Here is a 24,922-nt window from a genome sequence, read left to right as displayed (position 1 = left end):
GCACCGTTCCACCTACCCCAAGAAGCCCGCTGTGGCAGTGACGAACCGGTCCGCGTCGTCGAGCCACGGGTAGTGCCCGGCTCCGGGCTGGACGACGAGCTCGGCGTCCGGGAACAGGCGGGCGAGCTCGGCCATGGTGCGCGGAGGCGCCCCGAGGTCGACCTCGCCGGCAAGCAGGAACACCGCAGACGTGAACCGTGCCAGCGCGGCGCGGGTCACATCCGGGTCGAATGCGCCGGGCGCGCCGTAGGCGGCCACGACCTCCATGTTCATCCGCTCGTCCCCGGCGGCCTGATGCGTCTGCGCCGTCTCGTCCCAACGGCCGTACGAGAAGGGGGCGATGGCCTTCCAGTGCTCGTCGGTCGCGTTGCCGGTGGCGACCCTCTCCAAGGCCTGGAACGCCGACAAGAACCACGGTTCGCCCCGGCGCAGTTGCGCGGTCTCGGTCCGCAGGTCGCCCGTGATCGTGAGGCCCACCGCCCGGACACTCGGCGTGATCAGCGCGAGCTTGCCGACCCGTTCCGGATGGCGCCCCGCGTACAGGACGGCAAGATTCGCGCCACCGCAGTGCGCGAGCAGGTCCATCCGCTCCAGGCCGAGATGCTCGCGCAGGGCCTCGACGTCGTCGACGAGGCGGTCGCAGCGGTACGACGTCGGATCCTCCGGTACGGCCGACAGGCCTGTGCCCCGAAGGTCGAGCCTGATCAACTGCCGGTGCGCGCTCAGGCCCCCGAGATCGCCGAGGTATTCGGAGTCCGTCGGCCCACCCGGCAGGCAGATCAAGGGAGTTCCGTCACCGAGAGCGCGGTACGCGAGCCGGGTGCCGTCGGGCGCGGTGAAGGTGGTGACGTCGTCGAGGTGGGGGAGTCGCATGGGTTCATAGCCTTTCGGGATGCCTGCGGGCACTCCCGGAGCCACCTGTGTCAGGTGAACCGCATCACCGTGCGGGAGGAGAGCACCCAGCCTGAAACAGCGTTGACGGGACTCACCTCCTCGGTCGAAAACGTGCGTGCGACGCTATCAGTGGGCAGCTACCGGCGGCGACCCATAAGGGTCACCCTCAGAGACCCATAAGGCAGCCTTATGGGTCCATAGGTCCAACCCGACTACTAACTAAGGTTTGCCTTAGTTTAGGCTTCCTGTCGAGTGCCCATGCCACGAAGGGAACCTGATCATGCCTCGCCCTCTGCGGGTAGCCGTTGTGGGAGCCGGTCCTGCCGGTATCTACGCCGCTGACGCGCTGCTGAAATCCGCGGTGGCCGAAGACCCCGGTGTGTCCATCGACCTCTTCGAGCGGATGCCTGCGCCGTTCGGTCTGATCCGGTACGGCGTCGCACCGGACCACCCGCGGATCAAGGGCATCATCACGGCCCTGCACCAGGTCCTCGACAAGCCGCAGATCCGCCTGTTCGGCAACGTCGACTACCCGGGCGACATCAGCCTCGACGACCTGCGCTCGTTCTACGACGCGGTGATCTTCTCCACGGGCGCGACGGCCGACCGCGCGCTCGACATACCGGGCATCGACCTCGACGGTTCGTACGGCGCTGCCGACTTCGTCTCCTGGTACGACGGTCACCCGGACGTCCCGCGGACCTGGCCGCTCGAGGCGGAGAAGGTCGCGGTCCTGGGTGTCGGCAACGTCGCGCTCGACGTGGCCCGCATCCTGGCCAAGACGGCGGACGAGCTGCTGCCGACCGAGATCCCGCCGAACGTCTACGACGGCCTGAAGGCGAACAAGGCGCTGGAGGTCCACGTCTTCGGCCGCCGTGGTCCGGCGCAGGCGAAGTTCAGCCCGATGGAGCTGCGGGAGCTCGACCACTCCCCGAACATCGAGGTCATCGTCGACCCCGAGGACATCGACTACGACGACGGCTCGATCGCGACCCGGCGCGGCAACAAGCAGGCCGACATGGTGGCCAAGACGCTCGAGAACTGGGCCATCCGCGACGTCGGCACCCGGCCGCACAAGCTGTTCCTGCACTTCTTCGAGTCCCCGACCGAGATCCTCGGTGAGAACGGCGAGGTCACGGGCCTGCGCACCGAGCGGACCGCGCTCGACGGCACCGGCAACGTCAAGGGAACCGGCGAGTTCAAGGACTGGGACGTCAGGTCCGTCTACCGCGCCGTGGGCTACCTGTCCGACGAACTCCCCAAGCTGCCTTGGGACTTGGCCTCGGGCACCGTTCCGGACAAGGGTGGCCGGGTGATCGAGGAGTCCGGCGAGCACCTTCAGTCGACGTACGTCACGGGCTGGATCCGGCGCGGTCCCGTGGGCCTGATCGGCCACACCAAGGGCGACGCCAACGAGACGGTCGCCAGCCTCCTGGACGACCGAGAGAACGGCCGTCTGAGTACTCCTTCCTCGCCCGACCCGGAGGCCGTGGACGCGTTCCTCGACGAGCGGAACGTGCGCTACACGACGTGGGACGGGTGGTACCGCCTTGACGCCGCGGAGAAGGCGCTGGGCGAGCCGGAAGGCCGTGAGCGCGTGAAGATCGTCGAGCGTGAGGACATGCTCAAGGCGAGCGGCGCGTAGCCCCTGGCGGCAGCGGTGCCTGCCGTCCTGGCAGGTGGTGGTCAGGAGTAGCTGCTCCAATGGCGTAGGGTGGTGTCTACCGACGCGGGGTGGAGCAGCTCGGTAGCTCGCTGGGCTCATAACCCAGAGGTCGCAGGTTCAAATCCTGTCCCCGCTACTGCCGACCAGGGCCCGGATCCATTGGATCCGGGCCCTGGTTCGTATCTGCGGCACCCTGTGGCGCCGCCGCGGCGAGCGGGGGTCAGGGGTTCGAGGGCGCCGCCGCCGGGACGGGCTCCCCGATGATGCGGCTCGCCAGTTCGGCGGCCAGTTCGGGGACGGTGAGACGCAGTTCGGCCTCCGCCGCGGCCCGTTCGGCCTCGATCACGGCCTGGCCGTCGGCGAGGAGCGCCTCGCGTTCGCGCAGTCCGTCCTCGCGGGCGGCGGCTATCAGCGCCGCACCCTCCTCGCGCGCCGCCTGCGTGACCCTGGCGGCGTCGCGACGGGCCTCGGCGAGCAGGGCCTGGGCGCCGGCGTGCTCGGCCGAGGCTTCCGCATGGATCGCCTCGGCGCGCTCCAGGGCCCCTTCCGTACGGTCGGCGCGCTCGGCCAGCACCTGGTTGATGCGGGGCAGGAAGCGCTTGAACCAGAGGAAGACGACGGCGAAGAGGACGAGGGCCACTGCTAGGACTTCGATTTTTGCGTTGAGTGGTCCAAATTTCATCGGCAGAAGGTACATGTCCCCTGCCTACCTGCTCATCCGTGCCGGCCCAACGCTCATTTACGTCAGATTTGGCGGGATGCCGTCTCTGGGGCTCCATGCGACACCGAATCGATGGCGTACCCGGTTCGTCAGCCGTGCCCGGTGCCGCGCGAACGGTCCGCTCCGGCCCGCGGACGCTGTGGTTCGCCCCGGCGCACGGAACCGGGCGCCCGACGGGCCGGATGGTTGGCGTGCGCGGACGAGGTGAGCTGCCAGGGCACGCTCGTCACCATCACCCCGGGCGTGAACAGAAGGCGGCTTTTGAGCCAGAGCGCGGACTGGTTGTGGAGCAGGTTCTCCCACCAGTGGCCGACCACGTACTCGGGGATGAAGACGGCGACGATGTCGCGAGGGCTGTCCCGGCGGATGGCGCGCACGTACTCGACGACGGGCCGCGTCACCTCGCGGTACGGGGAGTCGATGACCTTCAGCGGTACGTCGATGTCGTACTCGTCCCAGCTCTCGCGCAGGGCGGCGACTTCGTCGCGGTCGACCGACACGGTCAACGCCTCCAACCGGTCGGGGTGGGAGGCTCGCGCGTAGGCCAGGGCGCGCATGGTGGGCTTGTGCAGCCTGGAGACCAGGACGATCGCCAACACCCTTGAGGGTGAGGCGAGTTCGGCGTGCGGGTCCTCGACGGCCAGCTCGGCGGACGTCGCGTCGTAGTGGCGGCGGATGCCGCGCATCATCAGCCACAGCACCGTAGCGGCGAGAACGGCCAGCCAGGCGCCCTCGGTGAACTTCGTGACGAGCACGATCACCAGGACGAGGCCGGTGACGCACGCGCCGAGGGCGTTGATGGCCCGGGTCGAATGGTGGCGGCGGCGCACCACGGGGTCGTGCTCGGTGGCCAGCTCCTGGTTCCAGTGCCGGACCATGCCCAGCTGGGAGAGGGTGAACGAGGTGAACACACCCAGGATGTAGAGGTGGATGAGGCTGGTGACGCTGGCCTTGAAGCCCCAGAGCAGCGCTGCGGCGACGACGGCCAGCGCGAGGATGCCGTTGGAGAAGGCCAGCCGGTCGCCCCGGTTGTGCAACTGGTGCGGCAGGTAACGGTCCTTGGCGAGGATCGAGGCCAGCATCGGGAAGCCGTTGAACGCGGTGTTCGCGGCCAGGATCAGGACCAGAGCGGTCGCGGCCTGGATGAAGAAGAAGCCGACGCTGTGCTCACCGCCGAACACGGCTGCCGCCACCTGCGCGATGACCGTGCGCTGCGTGTAGCTCCCGCAGTCCCCGTCGAGTCCCGTCAGCCGGCATGCGTCGTCCGTGACGTGCACCTTGGAGATCAGCGCGAGCGTCGTGACACCGACGAACATGGCGATGGCGATGCCCCCCATGGCCACCAACGTGGCGGCGGCGTTCTTCGACTTGGGTTTGCGGAAGGCCGGTACGCCGTTGGAGATCGCCTCCACACCGGTCAGTGCCGTACACCCCGAGGAGAAGGCGCGCAGGACGAGCATCACCAGGGCCAGGCCCGCGAGATGTGCGTCGGACTTCTGGGGAGCGATGCCGTACGCGGCGGTCTCGGCGACCGGCGCGTCCCCCAGGGCGTACCGGATCAGCCCGGTGATCACCATGATCAGTACGCCGCCGATGAAGAGGTACGTGGGTGCGGCGAAGGCGTGGCCGGACTCGCGGACGCCGCGCAGATTCATCGCGGTGAGAAGGGCGACGAAGCCGACGGCCAGCAGGACGCGGTAGTCGTTCAGCGCCGGGAGCGCCGAGATGATGTTGTCCACGCCGGAGGCGACGGACACCGCCACCGTCATCACGTAGTCGACCAGCAGTGAGGCGGCGACCACAAGGCCGGCCGACGGCCCCAGGTTGGTGGACGCGACCTCGTAGGAGCCGCCGCCGCTCGGATACGCGTACACGACCTGGCGGTACGAGAGCACGACCACCGTCATCAGTGCCACCACCGCCCCGGCGATCCAAGGCGTGAAATGCAGATAGGCGAGTCCGCCCAGGGTGAGGACGAGCAGGATCTCCTGGGTCGCGTACGCCACCGACGAGAGCGGGTCGGAGGCGAAGATCGGCAGGGCGAGGCGCTTGGGGAGCAGAGTCCCGCCCAGCTCCTCGCTGCGCATGGCGCGGCCGATCACCAGGCGTTTGACCAGAGCGGGCACGTTGAACACTGCGTGAGCGTATGGCGGACCGTGCCGCCGTTCGAGCCTGCGGACGTGTCGGCGGGCCGGGGTACACAAATGGTCCTACGGTCCGGGGGAGACCAGCCGGTCTCTTAGGCGTGGGTGTTCACCGTCGCCCTGCTGAGCGTCAGCTTCGCGCTCGCGTGGTCCGAGGACGGCAAGGTCGCGGTGGACGGCGGGGGTTGAGGGGGAGGAATCCGCCGGCTCCGGCGGCGAGCGCCGCGTAGCCGTAGGAGTCGAGGTCGACGGTCCTCCTGCACATCCGCGAGCGGCGCCGCGCGCGTGTGACCATCGCCAAGGTGCCGTACAACGAGTGGTCCGCCACGGGCGGCAAGGCGCTGTCAGGGGCCGGCGTGCCCCTGGAGCGCGTGTGCGAGGCCGTGCTCGGCGTCGTCGGTCAGGGCGCGGTGGTACGCGGTGTCGTACGCGCTGTCGCCGGCCGCCTTGCGGGCCTGCTGCTCCCACTGGTCGCGGATCTCGGACAGCTCCGGGGTGCCGCGATTCGGGTGGCCGAGCATGCGCCAGTAGGCGTGGCCTGTGCCGGAGGTGCGGGCGGCTTCGACTCCGTTGCCCTGGGCCGCGTTCGCGCCGGTGAGCAGGTCGAGGCCGAGGGCGATCCCGAGGTTGTCGTTGAGGTTGTGCTTGCTGGTGAGCATGGCTCGGGCGTGGATCTCGGCCTCGTGCGGGCGGCCCTGGAGGAGGTTGATGAAGGCGAGTTGGTGGTCCGCGTAGGACCGCGCCCAGTGTTCGCCGTACTCGTGGCTGAGCCGGCGCAGGCTGGTGGCCTTCTCGTGCGCCTCGTCGAGCCGGCCGAGCGCGGAGAGGGCGAAGGCCCTGATCACCAGGCAGCAGAGCTGCGGGGCGCCGGTCGGCGGGGTGCTGGCGTGGGTGTTCAGGGCGTGCTCACTCACGTCGTACGCGTCCTGCGGGTGCCCCGTCATGAGATGCGTGAGGCCGAGGGTGTGGGCGGCGAAGAGTACGGACTCAGGCGTGTCGTCCTCCTGCGCGGCGAGGGCGCACTGCTCGCCGACCCGCAGGGCGGTCCGGTGGTCGCCCTGCAGGGTGAGGGTGATGCCGAGCGCCCACAGGGCGCGGGTGCGGGACGGACCCCGGGGCGTGTCCAGCCTCAGGGCGCGTTCCAGATAGTCACGCGACTCGTGCAGGTGTCCGCAGCAGGGCCAGAACAGGCCCGTGCGCCCCGCCATTTCGACGGCCGTGTCGGCGTTCGTGGTGAACAGGTGGTCGAGCGCGGCGCGTACGTCGGCGTGACTGTCGGAGATCCGGGTGTACCAGGCGACCTGCCGGTCGCTGAGCCAGCCGGCCTCGGCCTGCTCGACGATCCCGGCGAAATGCGCGGCGTGGCGCCCGGCCAGGGTGCGCTGCTCGCCGAGTTCGTCGAGCCACAGGGCGCCGTACTCGCGCACTGTGTCGAGCATCCGGAAGCGGGTGCCGTCCCGTTGCAGGACCGACTGGTCGGCGAGCCGTTCAAGGATCTTGGGGATCTCGTCCGTGCCGAGGGGGCCGCCGGCGCAGACGGACCGGGCGTCCGTCTCGTCGACGGGGCCGTGGAAGACGGAGAGCCTGGCCCAGACGAGGCGTTCGAGAGGGGCGCACAGCTCGTGGCTCCAGCCGATCGCGGTGCGCAGGGCGCGGTGGCGCTTGGGCCAGATCGTGTCGTCGACGAGGGTGTCCAGGCGTGAGGTCAGCCGCCCGGCGATTTCGTCGAGGCTGTTCTCGCGCAGCCGCGCGCAGGCCAGCTCGACGGCCAGGGGGATGCCTTCGAGGCGGCGGCAGATACGGGAGATCGTCTCGGCGGCGCCGGGGGAGTCGAGCGGGACGTCGGGCGCGGCCGTGGCGCACCGCTCGCGGAACAGGAGCTCCGCCTCGTCGCAGCCGCCCTCGTCGTCGCCCGTGGAGAGGGGGGCCACCTCGATGCAGTGCTCTTCCCGGACGGCGAGAGGCTGCCTGCTCGTGGCGAGGACGGTCAGGTTCGGGGCGGCGGTGAGGAGTTCGGTCACCAGCTCCCAGCAGGCGTCGAGGACGCGCTCGCAGCAGTCGAGGACGAGGAGGACGCGCCGCCCGGCCAGCCATTCGCTCAGCGCGTCGATGGGTGCGCGCGGATTGTGGTCCAGGAGACCGACGGCGTCGCAGACCGTGGCGGTGAACAGACGGTCGTCGTAGAGATGGGAGACGTCGGCCCACCAGGCCCCGTCCGCGTACGCGCCCCGTACCTCCTCGGCGGCGCGCAGCGCGAGGCGGCTCTTTCCGACACCGCCGCTGCCGGTGAGGGTGACCAGCCGGTGTTCTTTCAATGCCCGTCCGACAGCGGCCAGTTCGCTGTCGCGGCCGACGAAACTGGTCGTCATGACGGGAAGGTTGCCTACCACGGGCCCATCCTCCCGTGCGGCTGCTCCCGGCCGTACCCCCTCGCGAGAAACGGTCAAGAACGATCAGTTTCAGTCGCTGACCGGTCGGCCGGAGCCCGGGCCGGGCCCCGGGCCTGTGACGGGGCCGCGCCTGGCGCTCCAGGCCGACCGGTCGCCGCGGGCGCGGCCGGGGATCAGCCGCTGACGGACGCCGAGCCGGTCTCGATGTGGCCTGTGTAGCGGCGGGACCACGTCGTGTCCGTGCTGGACGTGATCGTGAAGTCGTACCAGCCCTTCTGGTTCGCCACGGCGTTGAAGAAGTCCTCCGTCGAGCCACCGGCGGGGACCGTGTAGGTCCACGGGCCGTCCGAGCGGTAGTTGTTCGACGTGATGGTGAACTGGGCCGATGCGGAGCTCGAGTTGGTCATCTTGAACCAGATGGCCGTCTTGCCGGTGCCGGACTCGACGGCGTACCGGGCGGCGACCTCGATCGCCTTGCCCGCCTTCGTGGCGTCGCCCTTGAAGCGGCGCAGGAAGCGGTTCGGCCCGGCCATCGTGATGTCGTACGCGCCCGACCCGGAGCCCGCGCCGATGTTGAAGAAGTCCGTGGCCGTGCCGCCCGCGTCGACCGTGTACTGCCACGGCGTCGTGTCGCGGTAGGCGTTCGGGTGGATGGAGAGGTGGGCGGCGCTGCGTGCCGGGGAGCCCTGGTTCGCCATGGAGAACCAGGCGAGGATCTTGCCGCCGGCGCCGAACTCGAAGTGGTCGAGGTTTCCGTTCGGCTGGTAGGGCAGGGCGCGCGCGGGGCGGGTGCCGGCCTCCTGCGTGGGCAGGGCGTTCGTCTGCGGCGCGGGGTTGGGCAGCGGGCCGCAGGTGTTGTACCCGATGACCTTGGTGGCGGGCAGGCCGGACGGCATGCCGTACACGGGACTGGCGAAGTCGAACACGCCGGTCAGGTCGCCGGTGACCTTGCGGCGCCACGCGCTGATGTGGGGACAGGTCGCCGGGGTGCCGAGGGCGGTCGTCCAGGTCTCCATGAACCGCAGGACGGACGTGTGGTCGAAAACCTCCGACGAGACCCAACCGCCCCTGGTCCAGGGAGACATGATGACCATCGGCACGCGGAAGCCGAGACCGAAGGGGGTTCCGTCGAGGAACTCGCCGGCCGTCCCGGCGGGCGGCGACGGCGGCGGTACGTGGTCGAAGAAGCCGTCGTTCTCGTCGTAGTTGAGGAAGAGGACGGTCGAGTCGAAGACCTCGGGGGAGGCCGCCAGGGCGCGGTGGACCAGGTCCACGAAGTGGGCACCGTCGCCGGGCGGGGCGTAGGGGTGCTCGGAGAACGCCTGGTTGGCGACGACCCAGGAGACCTGGGGAAGCTTGCCGGCCAGCGCGTCCGCCTTGATCGCGGCGGCGATGTCGTCGGGTGTGGAACCGGTCACGGCCGGGACGGAGCCCATGCCGCGATCGTGCAACGGGTCGCCGGGCTTGGCGGCGGCGAACTTCGAGAAATACGCGAGACCGTTGTCGCCGTAGTTGTCATTGGCATTCTGGTAGACCTTCCAGCTCACGCCGGCCCGCTGGAGGGCCTCGGCGTACGTCTCCCAGGTCAGCCCCGACTCGTCGCCGCCGTCGTGGCTGGAGTCGTCGACCTTGCCGCTCCACAGGTAGGTGCGGTTGGGCCCGGTGGCGCTGAGAGTGGAGCTGAAGTAGGCGTCACAGATGGTGTAGTTGTCGGCCAGCGCGTAGTGGAACGGTATGTCGTCGCGGTCCAGGTAGCCGAGGCTGCGGACGTTGCCGACACCGGCGACCCAGTGGTCGAGCCGGCCCTTGTTCCACGCGGAGTGCTGGGAGGACCAGCTGTGCGGCAGGTCGCCGTTGCACTGGGCGAGCGTCTCGCCGTCCACGCCGCCCGCGGCCGGGGTGGAGCTGAGCTTCCACGGGTACTGGCGGCCCAGCCCGCTCGGCTGGTTGAACACGGGCTGCCCGCCGGAGAGCGTGATGCCGCTGCGGTCGCCGAACCCGCGGACGCCCTTGAGGCGGCCGAAGTAGTGGTCGAAGCTGCGGTTCTCCTGCATGAGGATCACCACGTGCTTGACGTCCTTGACGGTGCCCGTGGCGGCTGCGCCCGCCCTGGTGGCGGGCAGCGCGGCGCCGGCTGCGATCCCGGCGCCCAGCGCGACAAAACCCCTGCGGCTGATCGGTGTCATCGGTTCACCCTTGTCTCACGCCTACGTCCTGACACAACGGGCGCAAGCGTGCCGACACTCAATGGTCTGGGGCTAGACCTCTACATGGTCGAGTTTGTGAACACCGGGTTCCGGCCGGTGGTCGCCGGCCGGACGCGGTCATGGAGTGGAGGGGCTGTCGGGCGCCGGTGCCGCTATGACGAGGGCGTCGACCGCGAGGGCTCCTTCCGGTGAGACGCGGACCGGGTTGAGCTCGATCTCGCCGATGTCGCCACGGTCGGCGATCAGCTCGGAGACGGCGACGACGACCGCCGCCAGCGCGTCGACATCGACCGGCCGTTTGCCGCGCCAGCCGGACAGGAGTGGCCATGACCGGAGGCGGCGGATCATCTCGCGCGCGGTGCCGTGGGAGCAGGGGGCCAGCTCAAGGGCGAGATCCTGGGTGAGCTCGGCCTGCACTCCGCCGGCGCCGACCACGACGACCGGCCCGAACGACGGGTCGCGCCGCGCGGCGACGATCACCTCGACCACATCGGTGCGCCGGTCCATCTCCTCGACCACGTACCCGTGAGGACCCAGCCGCGCCACCATGTCGCCGTACGCGGCCCCGAGCGCGGGGGCATCGTGCAGCCCGGTCGCGACACCGCCGTACTCGGTCTTGTGCTCCAGCCAGTCGGCTTTGAGTACGACCGGTGCCGAGAGGGGGCGCATCGCGGGGCGGGGATCCGGCGTGCCCGGCACGATCCCGACCGCGGGCGGGAACGGGACGCCGGCATCGGCCAGAAGCCGCCGAGCTGCCAAGTACCCAGCTCCCAGTGGCACTTGACTCTCTCGCCCGGGTGAACGAAGCTCGCGCGGACGAGATGCCCGAGTGAAGCGGTGCGCTGTCGCCACCGCTCTCAACGCCGCCTCGACGTCGGCGAAGGTCGGCACCCCGGCCGCGTGCAACTCCCGTACGGTCTCGGTGCGTTCCGCCATCGAGTGGACCACGACCGGCATCGCCCGCTCGGCGGCCAGTGAGCCGATGGCCCGCGCGACCTCCGACTCGGCCGCCTGATGTTCGGGGATGTCGCGGCCGTAGCTGCCGAAGTAGCCGCTCAGGACCACGGCGTCGGTGACCGAGGTGTCGGCGAGTGCCGCCGGAGTCGACGCGTACGTGGAGATGTCCTCCTCACCCGCACCGGCGAGGTCCACAGGGTTCGCGACCGCGGCGTGCGGCGGCAGCTGGGCCGCCAGGCGCTCCTGGACCTCCGGGGAGAACTCGACGACGGTCAGGCCGAGCCGGGACGCGGTGTCCGCGGCGACGGCCCCTTGCCCGCCACTGTCGGCCACGATCGCGACCCGGCGCCCTCGCACAGGCGCGGACCGGAGCAACAGCTTCGCTGTGTCGACGAGTTGGACCGGTGATTCGACGCGTACCGCACCGACCGTCCGGCAGGCGGCATCCACGACGTCGAGGCCCGATGTCATGGAGCCGGTGTGCGAACGGGCCGCCTGCTGAGCGGCCTTGCTGGCGCCGACCGTCAGCAGGAGCACCGGCTTGCCCGCCTCGCGCAGGCGGTCAAGGGCGTCCAGGAGCCGCTCGCCGTCGCCGAAGCTCTCCAGATAGACGGCGACTACGCGGGTGACTTCATGGTGGGCCAGGTCGGCGAGCAGTTCGGCGGCGCCCACGTCGAGCTGGCTGCCGACGGAGACGAATCTGGAGACGCCGATGCCGGCGCTCGCAGCCATCCCCGCGATCTCCAGGCCCAGCTGTCCGCTCTGCGACACGATCGCGAGGCTGCCGGGCGTGAACCGGCCCCAGGCCAGCTCCAGTTCGCCCGACGCGTCGTAGAGACCGAGGCAGTTCGGGCCGAGCAGCCGGGTCGCGCTCGGCGCTATCACGTCACCGATCGCGGCCTCGTCCTCGACGCCCGCTGTGATCGCGAGCAGACCGGGCACGCCGAGAGCGACGGCATCTCGGACTCCGGAGGCGAGGGCGGAGGCGGGGACGGCGAAGGCGACCAGATCGGGGACCTCGGGCAGCGCGTCGAGGCTCGGGCGGCTGCGGCGGCGGAGGACCTCGCCGCCGCGCGTGTTGACCAGGTGCACGCGGCGCCGGTGCGCGCCCGCGACGGCGCCGCGGGCGAGCCAGTGGCCCCACTTGGCCGGGTTGTCGGTGGCGCCGACGACGGCGACCGACTCCGGGGCGCGGAAGACGTCGAGAGTGGTCATGACTTCGCGAGCGCCCTGGAGATGACCAGCCGCTGGATGTCGGAGGTGCCTTCCTCGATCTCCTCAAGTTTCGCGTCGCGCATCCACTTCTCGGCCAGGAACTCCTGCGAGTAGCCCCAGCCGCCCAGCGTCTGCACGGCGGCCCAGGTGTTGAACATGGCGTTCTCCGAGCCGGTCAGCTTCGCCATCGCCGACTCGGCGGTGACCTTCTCGCCCTGGTCGAAGAGGCGTGCCGCGCGCATCGTCACCAGGTGGGCGGTGTCGGCGCGGGTCGCCATGTCGGCGAGCCGGAACGCGACCGCCTGGTGCTCGATGATGGGCACGCCGAACTGCACGCGCTCCTGGGCGTACTCCACGGCCAGATCCAGCGCGGCCCGGCACAGGCCCGCGCAGGACGCACCGATCAGGATGCGTGAGGCGTCGAAGGTGCGCATCAGGCCCTGGAAGCCCTGTCCCTCGGCGCCGAGCCGGTCGGCCGCGGGGACCCGTACGTTGTCGAGGAACACCTCGGCGTTGACGATGGCGCGCTGCCCCATCTTGCGCATCGGCTTGCCCACGGTCAGTCCGGGCGTGTCCCGGTCGATGACGAACGCGGTCACGCCGCGCGCCCGGAGCGACGGGTCGACCGTGGCGAACACGACGAACCGCTGTGCGTAGGGGGCGTTGGAGATCCAGGCCTTCTGGCCGCTGAGCACATAGTGATCGCCGTCGCGCACCGCGCGCGTGCGGATGCCGGCGGCGTCCGAACCGTGGTCGGGTTCGGTGACGGCGAGGGCGGTCAACGGGGGAGTGTCGGTGGTGAGCGGCCGCAGCCACCGCTCCTTCTGTGCCTGCGTGCCGAGTTCGAGAATGGGATCGGCGAAGAAGCCACTGGAGGTCAGCAGATTGCCGATGGCGATGTCGCCGTGGCACAGCTCCTGCTGTACGAGCACCTGCGTGACCATGTCGGTCACTCCGCCGCCGCCGAACTCCGCCGGGATCATGAAAGCGGCCAGGCCTGTCCTTGCGGCCTTGTCCCACAGGTCCAGCGGTGACTCGGTTTGGGCGTCGTCGACGGCGCGGGCGCGGGGGCGGATCTCGGCGGCGGCGAAGTCGCGGGCGAGCCGGATGAAGTCGTGCTGCTCGGCGGAGAGGCCGAGCGCGTCGCGTACGGGGTAGGGCATGGCGAACTCCGTGGTGGGAGGGTTGCTGAGGGGCTGTGACGTTCAGCGGGAGATGCGCTCGTGTGGGGGCCGGTGCTCGGCGACGGCCGCGGTCTCCTTCGGCGCCCCGGTGAAGAACCGCGGTGAGATGCGCCCGTAGGCCAGCATCAGCAGGTAGCCGAGGAGGAGCGTCCCGACGCCGATGATGAAGACTCCGCCGACGCGCCGGTGGGGCGCGAAGGGGAGGGTCCAGGACGTGTAGCTGTTCACCGGGTCCCAGTCGTTCTTCAGGCTCCACAGCCCGGCCGCGACGAGGGTCAGGCCGCCGATCGCGGGCAGGGTGAGGCGCAGCCAGAAGTCGGCGGCGCTGCGCCGCCATTGGGTGCGGTGGGCCCAGGCCGAGGTGAGGCCCGTGAGGCCGTAGTAGAACGCGATCATGAGCCCGCAGGAGGACACGGCGTCGCCGATGACCTGGCCGTGGCTCAGGAAGTTCATGACGACGTAGCAGACCGCTCCCGCGACTCCGGTGGCGATGGTGCTGAACTGCGGGATGGAGTAACGCGGGTGGACTTTGGCGAAGACGCGCGGCGCGGCTCCGCGGCCGCCCATCGCCAGGAGCGTGCGCCCCAGGGAGAGCACGGTCGTCTCGGTGGACGCGGCTGCGGAGGACAGCACCATCAGGACGAGCAGATGCCACAGGAAGGACCCGAAGCCGCTGTCGCCGAAGACGGCCTTGCCGATGGCGGAGAAGACGTCACCGAAGTTGTCGGGGTTGCCGAGCCCCGTGCCGGTCGTGCCGGTGCCGGCGAAGGCCAGGGTCGCCACGGTCGAGACGAGGTAGAGCACGAGCAGCATGACCGTGGAGGAGACGGCGGCGACGCCGGGTGTCCGGTGCCGATCGGTGGTCTCTTCGTTGACGGTGAGCGCGGTCTCCCAGCCCCAGTAGATGAACAGCATCAGGACGAGGCCGCTGACGAATGCGCTGGGTGAGGAGATCTCGAACGGGTTGAGCCAGGACCAGTGCGGATGCCGTGCGCCGGCACCGGCGTTCCCCGTGTAGACGCGTACGAGGGCCACCACCGAGAAGACCGCGAGCATCGCGAACTCGAGGAAGAGCAGGGCGCGTTGGACGGCGGCGGCCACTTCGATGCCGCGGTAGCAGACGGCCGTCATCAGGGCGATCCAGCCGAGGCCCGCCAGGAGGACCCAGGGGCTGGACGGGTCGGAGCCGATGCCTTTCGCGCCGAAGAGGATGAAGACGTACTGGCCGGCGACCTGGGCCAGGCTCGCCATCACCAGGGTGAACGAGGTGATGATGGCCCAGCCGCCCATGAAGCCGACGCGCGGGCCGAGGACACGGGTGGCCCAGGTGAAGATGGTTCCGCAGTCCGGCTCCTGGCGGTTGAGAGCGGCGTAGCCGAAGGAGACGAAGAGGATCGGGACGAACGCGAGCACGACGATCGACGGCGCCTGGAAGCCGACGAAGGCGACGATGAACGCGAGGGTCGCGGCGAGGCTGTAGGCGGGGGCGGCGGACGCCACCGAGAGGATCAGGCTCGTGGTCATGCCGAGCGCACCGGTGCGCAGGCCCTTTTCCTGCGAGCTGTCGGGTGCGGCATCCGAAGTGGTGTCAGGTGACGTTGCCATGGGCGGACCCCCTGTCCGGGGTGGGTGGCGAATCGCAAGATTGATGCGTGGGTCAATGATGCTGGCGGTGCAGGGCGTGTCAAGGCTTCCGGACAGATTCATCGCAACGATTGACTGATGGATCAGTCTTGCGACATGCTCTGCGGCCATGTGGGAACAGACCGAAATGGACCTGGTCGAATCCGAGGTGGTCGTCGTGGGCGGCGGCTACGCGGGACTGGCCGCAGCTCTTCAACTCCACGACGAGGGCGTCGACTTCACCCTCGTCGAGGCCGCCGACCGCGTGGGCGGCCGCGTGCTCACCGAGACCCGGCCCGCCGGCGTGACGCTCGATCACGGCGGCCAGTGGGTCGGCCCGACCCAGACACACCTGCTCGCCCTCGCGGACCGCTTCGGCTGCGCCACCTTCCCGACCTGGGAGACCGGCAAGCACGTCGAGGTGTGGCACGACGGCGGCACCGTCCCCTACATCGGCGCGGCACCGGCCGACGGCCCCGGCATCGCGGAGTACACCCGCGTCAGCGAAGTGCTCGACGAACTCGCCGGGACCGTGGACACCCGACAGCCCTGGCGCACACCCGGGTTCGCCGAGTGGGACGCCCAGACGGCCGAGTCGTTCTTCCGCGCGCAGACCGACGACGCGGACGCCCGGCGCCGCCTGGCACTCGCCGTGCAGGGCCTGTGGTGCGCGGAGCCGTACGAGATCTCCCTGTTCCATGTGCTGTTCTACATGGCCGCCGCCGGCGGGTACGAGCAGCTCATGGAGACGCGGGGCTGCGCCCAGGACAGCCGCTTCGTCACCGGAGCCGCCGGCCCGGCCCGCGCCGTCGCCGACCTCCTCGGCCGGCGCGTCCGGCTGGGTGAGCAGGTCCAGTCGATCGAGTACGACGAGGCAGGCGTCCGCGTCCGGACCACGTCCACCGTGTTCGAGGCCCGCAGGGTCATCGTCGCGCTGCCGCCACAGGCGGTCCGCACCATCCGCTTCGCCCCGGGGCTCCCCGTCAGCAGGGACGGCTGGCTGTCCCACAGCCCGATGGGGCGCGTCGCCAAGGTCCACGCGGTGTACGACTCCCCGTTCTGGCGGGCCGCCGGACTCTCGGGCGTCGCCACGTTCTACGACGACGGACCGGTGGGCGTCGTGTTCGACAACTCCCCCCACGACGCCTCCCGGGGCGTCCTCGTCGGATTCGTGTACGGCGACCGGGTCACCGACTGGAGCGACCTCGACGACACCGGCCGCCGTGAGGCCGTACTGGAGAGCTTCACCACCGTCGTCGGGGAGGAGGCGGCACGTCCGCTCGACTACACGGAGAAGATCTGGTCGCGGGACACCTTCGCGAAGGGCGGCTACGAGGCGTACGTGACTCCCGGCGGCTGGACGGGATATGGGCGGCGCGGCTGGCGGGAACCCACCGGGACCGTGCACTGGGCCGGAACCGAGACGGCTAGTCTGTGGAACGGCTACATCGACGGTGCCATTTCGTCGGGCCTGCGGGCGGCCGACGAGGTCGTGTCGGCACTCTCATCGCAAGCGGAAGGCTGAACGGGCCCAGCGCAATGACGTCGATCCAAGGCGGGGCGGGGGACATCGCGGACGGAACCGCGACCCTGGCGGACCGGGCGCGGCTCGTGGTGCTCTCGGCACCCATCAGCCAGCGGGAGTTCGCCGACCGCGTGGGCATGGATCCCACCGCCCTGTCCAAGGCCCTGCGCGGCAACCGCCGCCTCCAGGACCATGAGGTCGCCGCGATCGCGCAGGTCGGCAAGGTGTCGCAGCGGTATCTGCGCACCGGCGCGGGAAGGCCGCCCGCCACGGGTGGCGGGCAGGCCGTGCGCCGCCGCGCCGACGCCGTGGACGCCGACCTGCGCCGCGCCCAGATCCTGGAAGCCACCGCCCGCCTCATCGCCCGCCGCGGGTTCCACAAGGTTCGGGTCGCCGACATCGCCCGCGCGTGCGGCACCAGCACCGGCACGGTCCACTACCACTTCCCGACGAAGGATCACGCCCTGCGGGCCGCGCTCGTCTTCTACGCCGACCGCTTCCACGCGCGTCTCGAAGAGGAGTTCAGGACGGCCGACACCACCGTGGAGAAGCTGCGCCGGCTGATCGAGGTGCAGCTGACGACCACCGAAGAGGACGCCGACGAATGGTCGGTGTGGGTGCAGTCGTGGAACGAGGCCATCCTCGACCCGACGCTCAGGGAAGGACAGAAGGGCGTCCACGTCCGGTGGCGCGAGATCGTCCTCGACCTGCTGCGGACCTGCCAGCGGGAGGGGATGGCGCAGGGCGCGGACGCGGGGGCCATGGCCAGCCGCTTCACCAGCATGGTCGACGGCATGGCCATCCAGGTCCTCGCGGGGACGGGCGACATGGACGCGGCGCGGATGCGCGAGCTGTTGCTGGATGCCTTCGAGCCGTACATCACCCTGCGCCGAGGGTAGTTGACGCACCGCCCGCACCCTGGGCCTCATGTCCTCAACTGCCGTCGGCGGCCCGCTCGTTCGCGGCGACGACCGCCTCCACCGCGGTGTCGTGGAGAGCCTTCTGGCTGACAGATCTGAGCTGGTCGATGTGGGCCCGCGTGGCAGCCTCGTAAGGTCCCTGTCTAGACCAGATCGAGGGACAGCTCGCACCACACCGTCTTGCCGTTGCCGCGGGGTTCGACGCCCCAGGCGGTGGCGAGTTCCTCGATGAGCATGATGCCGCGGCCGGAGGTGGCACGTTCGGGCGCGGCCCGGCGGCGGGGCGACGCGGTCGACGTGTCGCTGACGGCCAGACGCAGGCCCCGGCCACTGTGCAGTACCGGTCTGGCCGTCAGCGTGGCACTGCCGTCGGTGTGCACCAGGGCGTTGGTGGCGAGTTCGCAGGCGAGGAGTTCCGCCGTGTCACTGAGAGCCTCCAGCGACCAGCTGTGCAGCGCCTCGCGCAACGCGATCCGCGCGTTGCGCAGAGCGTCGGGATCGGTGGGGGAGATGACCGCCTCCATACGTGGTGCCGGGGTCGCCTTCCCCCGGGACCGGTGCAGCACCAGGAGAGCCACGTCGTCCTCCTCGCCCGTGAAGGGGGCCATGGCGTCCAGCAGATGGTCGGCGAGTGCGTCGGGTGGCCCCGGCCCCGCCTTCAGCGCGGCGAGGAGCCGCCCACGCCCCTGGTCGATGTCCTCGGCGCGCGACTCGATGAGCCCGTCCGTGCACAGCACCAGAGTCGAGCCGGGTTCGACGACCGTCTCGAAGACCGGGTACGCGGGCTGGCCACCGGGCGTGTTGAGACCGAGGGGCAGGCCGCCGGGGATGTCGAGCCAGGCACAGCTTCCGTCGGGGGCACGCAGAACGGGCTCCGGATGGCCCGCGCGCACCACCGAGGTCATCCCGGTGAGCGGATCGACGAGGGCCATGAGACAGGTGGCGAACCGGTCTGTGTCGAGTTCGGCGAGGAAGGCGGAGGCGCGCGCCATGGCCGTGGACGGCGGATGCCCCTCGGCGGCGTACGCGCGCAGAGCGATGCGCAGCTGCCCCATCACGGCGGCGGCCGTCACATCGTGGCCCTGCACATCGCCGACGACGACGGCGATCCGCCCGTCGGGCAGCGTCAGCGCGTCGTACCAGTCGCCACCGATGCCGCCCCGGGCGCGCGTGGGCCGGTAACGGGTCGCGAGGTCCACGCCGGGCACGTGCGGCAGGATCCCGGGGAGCATCGCCGTCTGCAGTCCCGCGGCGAGCTCGTGCTCCTGGTCGTAGAGCAGCGCCCGCTGGAGCGACTGCGCGATGACCTTGCCGAGCGCCGTCAGCACGGTCCGCTCGTCCGGCGGGAAACTCGCCCGCCCCTCGTATGTGAGCCCGACGGCACCTATCGGGGTGTCCTGCGCGATCAGCGGCAGATACACCGCTGCCGCGGCGTCCGGGAACTGCGACAGGTACGGCGTCAGCGCCGGAAAGCGGGCGATGAAGTCCAGCCTGTTCGTCACGAACACCGCCTCGCGTTTGCGCACCGCCTCCGTCAGCGGCAGCGGCTCACTGAGACGGGCCAGGTGAAAGTCCTGGATGAGGCCCTCGTGGACGCCGTTGGAGCCCACCAGCTCCATGCGGCCGTTGTCGATCAGGCCGAGGATGATGCTGGAGGCGCCTATCTGCTCCATCAGGCGCGAGTCGGTGAGGGCCTCCGCGACGTCCTCCACGGTGACGGTCGGCACGAGCGCGTCACTGACGTGGACGACGGCGTCGGACGGCCGTCGCTGGTCCTCCCGGGCCTGCCGCAGCAGCTCGGTCTGGTCCACCGCCCGCAGCTCCTGGCTCGCGTCGCGGATGATCCCGATGACCCGCACCGGACGGTTGTGCTCGTCCCGGACGATGTGGCCCTGCGTATGTGTCCACTGCAGCCGCCCGTCGGGGTGCCGCACCCGGAAGTAGAGGCTGAATCCGGAGCGCTCCCGCAGAGCCCTGTCCACCAGCTCCTCGATGGCAGGCAGCTCACTGGGCACGATCCGCTCACCCAGCGTGGCCAGCCGGCCGTCGAACTCGCCGGGCCGGAACCCGATGACGGCCAGGCCCCCGTCGTCATACTGCATCAGCCCGGAGGCCACGTCCCACGAGAACGTGCCCATGCCGTTGACCGCCAGGGCGAGGTGGGCGTCGGCCTCGGGATCACTCTGCGTGTCGGGCACGCCCCTCGGTTCGAAGGAGTGATCCATGAAACCTCCTGGCCCGTACACCCTCGGTAACCGTGGGCGCGCCGATTCACGGCTGCGCTGGGCGTGGCCACGTTCTCATTCTGCGCGGAATCGCGGAGGGGCGCCTGTCCGGCGCCGGGCCCCGGTGCGCGCGGGCCGTCACCTGGTGGAGCGCCTGCGCCTGCGCCGGACAGCCTTGAGGACGAAGGGCACGCAGGCCAGACCGAGGAGGGCGACGGCCGCTCCCAGGTGACGGGTGAGGCCGGACGACGCGGCCTTGGACGTGGTGGAAGCCTGCGCGGCGACGGCACCGTGATGGGCCGGCTCCGGGCGATGTGAAGGAGTGTGCGAGGCCGGCCCTCGCTCCAGACTCGCCCTCACGGCGCCTGGAGCGGCCTCGAAACCCCAGTCCAGGAGTTCGCGGCTCTCTTCATAGACGGCGTTGGAAGACGTGTCCTGCGGGTTCATGACGGTGACCAGGATCGTGCGGTTGTCTTGGGTCGCGGCGGCGACAAGCGTGTTGCCGGCCTCGGACGTGTATCCGTTCTTCACGCCGATCAGCCCCGGATAGGGCTCCACGCCGTGGGATCCCACCAGGAGACGGTTGGTGTTCTGGATGCCGAAGGAGTCGGGGCCGCCCACGGCCGGGAACTGGGCCGACTTCGTGGAGCAGTAACGACGGAAGTCCGGGTTCTGCAACCCCGCCTTCGCGAACAGCGACAGGTCGTACGCGGATGAGTACTGCCCCGGGGTGTCGAAGCCGTCGGGCGTGCGCACCGAGGTGTCGTGCGCGCCGAGCCGGTTCGCGGTGGCCTGCATCTGAGCGAGTGTGAGATCCAGTCCGCCGTTCAGTCTGGCGAGCGTGTGCACCGCGTCGTTGCCGGAGCTGAGGAACACACCGCGCCAGAGGTCGCCGACGGTGTAGCTGGTTCCTTCGTGCACGCCGACGAGACTGCTGCCGGGAGCCACGTCGGCGATGTCGGCGGTGACGGCCGTGTGCTCGGTGGCAGCGGGCAACTTCGGCAACAGAGCCAACGCGAACAGCGTCTTGAGGGTGCTGGCCGGCGGCAGGCGAAGGTGCGGCGCCTTGGCGGCCAGCAGCTTGCCGGTACCGACGTCGGTCACCGTCCAGGACAGGGCCGACAGCTCCGGCGCGTCCGGCGTTCCCGGCGCGGTCTGGATCTGACTGCTCACGCCATCGGAGCGTGGCACCGCGGTCGCAACGCCGCCGACCGGGCCGACCACGATCGCCGCACAGGCGACGGAGGCGACAACTGACTTGGTAATACAGGGGTAAAAGCCTACGAATCGTGCCATGGCGGCAACTTAGGATCGTTGCTCCCCTGCTGCCATCGCACTTACGCCATCCGGCGGGGGCCGGAAGGCTCCATGTGACATCGAGTGGTTCCCGCCTCGGCCTCCCAGCACGGAGACCGTCGGCGTGTCATGAGAGCGCAGTCCCGAGGGTGTTGTGCAACATGCCTCGGCGACCTGCGAGACTTTCCCACGTGAGTCATTCCCGCCGCCCTTTGGGCACCGGACCGAGCCGCGACCAGGCCTCCGAGCCTGCGCGCGCCGCACGAGGCCGCACGGCTGCGGAGCGAGCAGGCGCTGCCCCGCCACCACTCGATCCCTTCCCCGACCCGGACCTCGCCGACGACGCGGACCTCACGGACTCCGGCCGGCGCCGACTCGGCGCCGGCCCGTGGTCGCGGCAGGACCACCCGGACGCGTAGACCGATCTGCCTCGGCTCCCGGACGTGCTTACGGCTTGCGGGCGAGGCCGCCGTGTTCGGCGACGAGGTCAGGGGCCGGAGAGGTCGACTCGGGGCGCCAGAACGGCACCGAGACCACGCCGGGTTCCAGGAGTTCGAGGCCGTCGAAGAACGCCGTGATCTCGTCGACCGGGCGCAGGAAGTAAGGGACGGCGCCGGAGCTGTTGTAACCGTCCTGGGCCGCCTCGAAGCCGGCGTCGAAGCCGCGCGACCCGTCGTTGATGGAGAGGTAGCTGCCCGACGGCAGTCCGTCCATCAGCCGCTTGACGATGGTCCGCGCCTGCTCGTAGTCGCCCATGTGGCCGAGGATGTTACTGAGGATCAGGGCCGTCGGGCGGGTGAAGTCCAGCGTTTCGGCGGCCGCAGCGAGGATGCGGTCGGGGTCGGACAGGTTCGCGTCGACGTAGGCGGTCGCACCCTCGGGGGTCGAGGTGAGGAGCGCGCGGGCGTGCGCGAGGACCATCGGGTCGTGGTCGACGTACACGATCTTGGTCTCGGGGGCGAGCCGCTGGGCGACTTCGTGGGTGTTGTCCCCGGTCGGCAGGCCGGTCCCGACGTCCAGGAACTGGCGGATGCCGGCCTCGGTGACCAGGTACGAGATGTTGCGGCGGAGGAACGCGCGGCTGCTTCGGGCGATGGTGGAGATCCCGGGGAACACGGCGCTGTACGCGTCGCCCGCCTCCTCGTCGACCGGGTAGTTGTCCTTTCCGCCCAGCCAGTAGTTCCAGATCCGGGCCGAATGCGGAACCGACGTGTCGATCTTCTGGTGAGCCGCAGCTCCGGGCGTCGTCGCGTCGTCCGTCATGGGTACCGTCCGTCTTCCAACCGAGGCGTGAACTGCTTCCACGGCATAACTTACGTCCCAACAATCGTGGCACGCACACCAGTTCACGCGATCGGTCACGAGAGCTGATGACACTCACAGTCGCCGGACGCGCAGCACGCCGGTCAGCATCGGGAGGGTGAACTCGCCGTGGGCGGTCTCCTGTCTGCTCGTAAGGAATGCGCGGATCGGGTCGAGCGTGGCCTCCCGTTCCCGTTCCGGCATGACGAGCACTCCCGCCTTGGTCGCGAACGTCGCGACGAGGGAGTCGGCGGTCCGGCGCTGCCCGTGCGGGAACTCGGTCTGCTCAGGGGAGCCGAACCGGGCGACCAGGCCGGCCCTTGGAAGGTGTGCGCCGGCCGTCTCGGCGCGCCAACTGCTGCGTGTGTCCCGCGGCCCGATGGCCGCGCTCCCACTGACGCGCTCAAGTTGGGCAACCCAGTCGACCTGGTTGTCGAATACGTTCCACAAGCCGGCCAGCACGCCACCGGGTGCGAGGACTCTGGCAATCTCGGGTCCCGCGACGTCCATGTCGAACCAGTGCATGGCGTTGCCGGCCACGACGGCATCGACGGACGCGTCAGGCAGCGGTACCGCCTCAGCACTACCCGGCAAGGCGCGGACAGCCGGCAGCGCGCGGCCCAACTCGGTCAGCATCGCCGGGTCGGGTTCGACCGCGATGACCTCGGCGCCCAGCGCGACCAGCGCGGCGGTCAGCTTGCCCGTTCCGGCGCCGAGGTCGAGCACTCGGAGGCCCGGCGCGGGCTCGAGCGCCCAACGCACCGCGGCCTGCGCGTAGTCCGGGCGGTGCTCGGCGTATGCGGGTGCCGCCGCACCGAACGACGAGCTGTGCAGGAGCCGTTCGTTCTGTTCCACATGGTGACCGTAACTGTGCCGCGCTGTCCGTGTGCCCCCTTTTGGACTCGCGGCGGCGGCGGACGCGCGGCGCCTTCGCGGACACCCTCGGCGGACGGCTCCAGCCGTCAGCGGTTGAAGTGGCGCAACGTGTCGTTGAGTTGCGCGGGAGTGAGTGCGGGGGAGGGGAGTGGAGGCGACGGCGGTGCGGCGCGGAGGCTGTCGCAGAGGAGCGCGAGGGGGCGGTGCCAGGCGTCGGCAGTGGTCGCTGTGGTGAGCACGGGGACCGCGCGGCCGAGCGCGGCGAGGGCGAACAGGACGTCCTCGGTGGTGACATCGGGACGGACGGTGCCCTGGTCGCGACCGCGTTCGAGGAGGAGTTCCACGGTGCGGTGGTTGTGGGCGTGTACGGCCTCCAGCGACTCGACGCCCTCCAGGTGGGTCGTCATGAGGTCGTTCGTGCCGCGGTCGGTGGCCAGGACGGTGAAGACGGCCTGGAGGTAGCCGGTCAGCCCCGTCCAGGCGTCGTCGGTGGACCGGGCGCGTTCGCCGGCGTCCATCGTGCCGGTCAGCTGGTCGCGGAAGACCGCGTCGACGAGTGCGGCGCGGTGGGGAAAGTGCCGGTACAGGGTGGCGTTTCCCACGCCCGCGCGACGGGCGATCACGTCCAGCGGCGCGCTCAGGCCCTGTTCGGTGAACACCTCGTGGGCGGCATCGATCAGAAGGTCCCTGTTGCGCCGGGCGTCTCGGCGGCGGACGGGTGCGCCTGCGCCCGCACCGCTGCCGCTGCCGCTGCCGGTGTCCGCGGTCCCGTTCGGGTGGTCCGTTCTGTCTGTCATTCTCATCGCCCTTCACGGTACCGGGGAGTGCTCCCCGGTACCGATGCTATCGTCGAAGCGAGAAATGGGGAGCACTCCCCATTTGCGGCATCGAGGGGGTTGCGGCATGAGCGACAGGGGCGACAAGAGCGACGGGGGCGGCACGGCGCTGGTCCTCGGCGGTGGCGGACCCGTGGGCGGCGCCTGGACGGCAGGCGTGCTGGCCGGGCTCGCCGACGCGGGGATCGACCTCCTGCGTGCCGACCTGGTCATCGGCACGTCGGCGGGCGCGATCTTCGGTGCCCGTATGGCCTGTGGCGAATCCGCTCGAGAGTTGTACGAGCGGCAGTTGGCCCGAGCCGATCAGATCGACCTGCCGGTCACCACCACCCAGACCCTGCGATTTCTCTGGGCGGCACTGGGCTCCCGTGACTCGCAGCGGTCCGTACGGCGGCTTGGGCGAGCCGCGCTCGCCGCTCGGACAGCACCCGAATCAGACGTCCGCCGCACCATCGCGGCCCTGCTGCGGGATGCCACCGACTGGCCCGCGAACACCGACCTGCGGATCACGGCAATCGACGCGCACACCGGTTCACTTGGGACGTTCGATGCCACCGGACAGGTCACGCTCGCGGAAGCGGTCGCGGCGAGTTGTGCTGTCCCCGTTGTCTGGCCACCGGCGTCGGCGGCCGGGCGCCGCTGGATCGACGGTGGCAGCCGCGCCACGGCCAACATCCATCTGGCGAGTGGCTACCGGCGGGTCCTGGTCGTCGCTCCGTTGGCCACCGCGCCGGGCCCGCACCCGAGCGCCAAGCAGCAGGCGGCCGAACTCGCGGCCGCGGGAGCCGACATCGTGTTGGTGTCCCCGGACCGTGCCGCCCGTCGCGCCATGGGACGCGACATGACCGCCGATACGCGCAGGCCCGCCGCCGCCCGCGCCGGCCATGCCCAGGCCACGGTGCTCGCGGAAACGGTGGCCCGTCTGTGGAAGGGATGACGAG

Annotated in this window: 18 protein-coding genes and 1 tRNA gene; 6 read left to right on the top strand and 13 right to left on the bottom strand. The window is 70.4% G+C overall.

Annotated features, from left to right (window positions below; translation table 11 throughout):
• Positions 1 to 12: 12 nt before the first annotated feature.
• On the bottom strand, positions 13 to 873 hold the full coding sequence (locus CG723_RS18055; protein ID WP_100594462.1) for an alpha/beta fold hydrolase: 861 nt from the start codon (positions 871 to 873) through the stop codon (positions 13 to 15).
• Between the two features lie 301 nt (positions 874 to 1,174).
• Between CG723_RS18055 and CG723_RS18050 the strand changes: the two genes are divergently transcribed.
• Positions 1,175 to 2,539 carry an FAD-dependent oxidoreductase gene (locus CG723_RS18050; RefSeq protein ID WP_100594461.1) on the top strand — a complete coding sequence of 455 codons (1,365 nt, stop codon included), beginning with the start codon at positions 1,175 to 1,177 and terminating at the stop codon, positions 2,537 to 2,539.
• Between the two features lie 83 nt (positions 2,540 to 2,622).
• Positions 2,623 to 2,696, top strand: a tRNA-Met gene (locus tag CG723_RS18045).
• Positions 2,697 to 2,780: 84 nt separating this feature from the next.
• On the opposite strand, the gene CG723_RS18040 is transcribed toward CG723_RS18045, so the two are convergent.
• The 7 genes from CG723_RS18040 to CG723_RS18010 form a co-directional block, all read right to left on the bottom strand.
• Positions 2,781 to 3,242: a F0F1 ATP synthase subunit B family protein gene (locus tag CG723_RS18040; RefSeq protein WP_234374368.1), complete on the bottom strand. Its 462-nt coding sequence runs from the start codon at positions 3,240 to 3,242 to the stop codon at positions 2,781 to 2,783.
• A gap of 128 nt (positions 3,243 to 3,370) precedes the next feature.
• Positions 3,371 to 5,368 (bottom strand): APC family permease, encoded by a 1,998-nt coding sequence (locus CG723_RS18035; RefSeq protein WP_199841813.1) that lies wholly within the window; start codon positions 5,366 to 5,368, stop codon positions 3,371 to 3,373.
• A gap of 401 nt (positions 5,369 to 5,769) precedes the next feature.
• The gene (locus CG723_RS18030) at positions 5,770 to 7,794 is read right to left on the bottom strand and encodes an ATP-binding protein (protein ID WP_100594667.1); all 2,025 of its coding nucleotides are present in this window, start codon (positions 7,792 to 7,794) and stop codon (positions 5,770 to 5,772) included.
• 194 nt (positions 7,795 to 7,988) lie between these two features.
• Positions 7,989 to 10,001 (bottom strand): phosphocholine-specific phospholipase C, encoded by a 2,013-nt coding sequence (locus tag CG723_RS18025; protein ID WP_100594458.1) that lies wholly within the window; start codon positions 9,999 to 10,001, stop codon positions 7,989 to 7,991.
• Positions 10,002 to 10,139: 138 nt separating this feature from the next.
• Positions 10,140 to 12,194, bottom strand: coding sequence for an acetate--CoA ligase family protein (locus tag CG723_RS18020; RefSeq protein WP_100594457.1), 2,055 nt, complete (start codon positions 12,192 to 12,194; stop codon positions 10,140 to 10,142).
• Positions 12,191 to 13,357 (bottom strand): acyl-CoA dehydrogenase family protein, encoded by a 1,167-nt coding sequence (locus CG723_RS18015; protein ID WP_100594456.1) that lies wholly within the window; start codon positions 13,355 to 13,357, stop codon positions 12,191 to 12,193. Before CG723_RS18015 ends, CG723_RS18020 begins: the two co-directional genes overlap by 4 nt.
• A 42-nt stretch (positions 13,358 to 13,399) precedes the next feature.
• A complete protein-coding gene (locus CG723_RS18010) occupies positions 13,400 to 14,983 on the bottom strand; it encodes an APC family permease (RefSeq protein ID WP_100594455.1) in 1,584 nt (527 codons plus the stop codon).
• Between the two features lie 148 nt (positions 14,984 to 15,131).
• Here CG723_RS18010 and CG723_RS18005 point away from each other — a divergent pair, with 148 nt between their 5' ends.
• Together CG723_RS18005 and CG723_RS18000 are read left to right on the top strand one after the other, a co-directional pair.
• Positions 15,132 to 16,526, top strand: coding sequence for a flavin monoamine oxidase family protein (locus tag CG723_RS18005; protein WP_100594454.1), 1,395 nt, complete (start codon positions 15,132 to 15,134; stop codon positions 16,524 to 16,526).
• Between the two features lie 14 nt (positions 16,527 to 16,540).
• The gene (locus tag CG723_RS18000; protein ID WP_100594453.1) at positions 16,541 to 17,425 is read left to right on the top strand and encodes a TetR/AcrR family transcriptional regulator; all 885 of its coding nucleotides are present in this window, start codon (positions 16,541 to 16,543) and stop codon (positions 17,423 to 17,425) included.
• Between the two features lie 164 nt (positions 17,426 to 17,589).
• Here CG723_RS18000 and CG723_RS17995 read toward each other — a convergent pair whose 3' ends face one another.
• Together CG723_RS17995 and CG723_RS17990 are read right to left on the bottom strand one after the other, a co-directional pair.
• Positions 17,590 to 19,671: a SpoIIE family protein phosphatase gene (locus tag CG723_RS17995; protein ID WP_100594452.1), complete on the bottom strand. Its 2,082-nt coding sequence runs from the start codon at positions 19,669 to 19,671 to the stop codon at positions 17,590 to 17,592.
• Positions 19,672 to 19,809: 138 nt separating this feature from the next.
• Positions 19,810 to 20,844, bottom strand: a complete 1,035-nt coding sequence (locus CG723_RS17990; RefSeq protein WP_324903508.1) for a D-alanyl-D-alanine carboxypeptidase family protein — start codon at positions 20,842 to 20,844, stop codon at positions 19,810 to 19,812.
• 314 nt (positions 20,845 to 21,158) lie between these two features.
• Here CG723_RS17990 and CG723_RS46235 point away from each other — a divergent pair, with 314 nt between their 5' ends.
• Positions 21,159 to 21,386, top strand: a complete 228-nt coding sequence (locus CG723_RS46235) for a hypothetical protein (RefSeq protein WP_159032474.1) — start codon at positions 21,159 to 21,161, stop codon at positions 21,384 to 21,386.
• Between the two features lie 28 nt (positions 21,387 to 21,414).
• On the opposite strand, the gene CG723_RS17985 is transcribed toward CG723_RS46235, so the two are convergent.
• The 3 genes from CG723_RS17985 to CG723_RS17975 form a co-directional block, all read right to left on the bottom strand.
• A complete protein-coding gene (locus CG723_RS17985; RefSeq protein ID WP_100594450.1) occupies positions 21,415 to 22,230 on the bottom strand; it encodes an SAM-dependent methyltransferase in 816 nt (271 codons plus the stop codon).
• Between the two features lie 114 nt (positions 22,231 to 22,344).
• A complete protein-coding gene (locus CG723_RS17980; RefSeq protein WP_100594449.1) occupies positions 22,345 to 23,124 on the bottom strand; it encodes a class I SAM-dependent methyltransferase in 780 nt (259 codons plus the stop codon).
• 107 nt (positions 23,125 to 23,231) lie between these two features.
• Positions 23,232 to 23,942, bottom strand: coding sequence for a TetR/AcrR family transcriptional regulator (locus CG723_RS17975; protein WP_100594448.1), 711 nt, complete (start codon positions 23,940 to 23,942; stop codon positions 23,232 to 23,234).
• Positions 23,943 to 24,048: 106 nt separating this feature from the next.
• On the opposite strand from CG723_RS17975, the gene CG723_RS17970 reads away from it, so the two are divergent.
• On the top strand, positions 24,049 to 24,918 hold the full coding sequence (locus tag CG723_RS17970) for a patatin-like phospholipase family protein (RefSeq protein ID WP_100594447.1): 870 nt from the start codon (positions 24,049 to 24,051) through the stop codon (positions 24,916 to 24,918).
• Positions 24,919 to 24,922: the final 4 nt, after the last annotated feature.

This window comes from Streptomyces sp. CB01635, from assembly GCF_002803065.1.
Lineage (GTDB): Bacteria > Actinomycetota > Actinomycetes > Streptomycetales > Streptomycetaceae > Streptomyces.
The sequence above is the reverse complement of the archived record's forward strand: the minus strand, read 5'-3'. Positions and strand labels throughout refer to the sequence as shown.